Source organism: Streptomyces sp. NPDC127117 (assembly GCF_042677325.1).
Classification (GTDB): domain Bacteria; phylum Actinomycetota; class Actinomycetes; order Streptomycetales; family Streptomycetaceae; genus Streptomyces.
Map to the genome: position 1 here is coordinate 1 of NZ_JBHXTM010000136.1, position 1,231 is coordinate 1,231.

The following is a 1,231-nucleotide window of genomic DNA, read 5'->3' on the forward strand; positions in this document are numbered from 1 at the left end:
GCGTCCTCGGTGACGCAGGACTGGCCCATCGCGGAGAGGACTCCGCCGGGGCCGAGTTCGAGGTAGGTGGTGACGCCCTGTGCTTCGAGGTGGCGGACGCCGTCGAGGAAGCGAACAGCCTGGCGGACGTGGTCCACCCAGTAGTCGGCCGTCAGCAGCTCCTCACCGGCAATCTCACCGGTCAGGTTGGAGACGATCGGTAGCCTCGGAGCCTGGTACGTCAGGTTCTCCGCCACTGCCTTGAACTCGGTCAGCATGGGTTCCATGCGCGGTGAGTGGAAGGCGTGGCTGACGCGGAGCCGCTTCGTCTTCCCGAAGCCGGACGCGATGGCGAGTACGGCATCCTCGTCGCCCGATATCACCACGGAGTCCGGGCCGTTCAGGGCTGCGATGGAGACACCGTCGGTGAGCAGCGGCAGGACTTCTGCCTCGGTGGCCTGGATGGCGATCATGGCTCCGCCGGTGGGCAGGGCCTGCATCAGACGGCCCCGGGCGGCGACCAACGCCGCCGCGTCCTCCAGGGACCAGACGCCCGCGACGTGCGCGGCAGCCAGCTCACCGATCGAGTGCCCCAGCAGGAAGTCCGGGGTCACCCCCCAGTGCTCCAGCAGCCGGAACAGCGCCACCTCGACCGCGAACAGCCCGGCCTGCGTGTACACGGTCTGGTCGATCAGCTCCGACCCACCGAACACCACATCCCTGACCGGCCGATCGAGATGCCGGTCAAGCTCCGCGCACACCGCATCGAACGCATCCGCGAAGACCGGGTACGCCTCGTACAGCTCCTGGCCCATCCCGGCCCGCTGCGAACCCTGACCCGAGAACAGGAACGCCGAACGACCGGCGCCTGCGACACCCCGCACCACACCCGGCGCCGACCGCCCCTCGGCGAGCGCCCGCAGCAACGCCTCACGGTCCTCACCCACCACCACCGCACGGTGCTCGAAGACGCTGCGCGAAGACACCAGCGACCAGCCGACGTCCAGCGGGGAGACACCGTCCACCAGGCCGAGCAGCCGCTCCGCCTGACCGGCCAACGCCTCCTCCGACTTCGCGGAAAGCACCCACGGCACCACCGGCAGAGCAACCCCGGCAACCGGCGCTTCAACAGGCTCCTCCTGCGCCTGCTCCAGGATCACATGCGCGTTCGTACCGCTGATCCCGAACGACGACACACCCGCCCGACGCGGACGACCACCCACCTCCGGCCACTCCCGCGCCTCCGCCAACA

The 1,231-nt window shown here is 69.5% G+C and carries 1 protein-coding gene; it reads right to left on the bottom strand.

Going from position 1 to position 1,231, the window contains the following annotated elements:
- Positions 1–1,231: acyltransferase domain-containing protein (locus ACFVH0_RS40485; RefSeq protein ID WP_385828435.1), on the bottom strand; the 1,231-nt coding region annotated here is incomplete at both ends.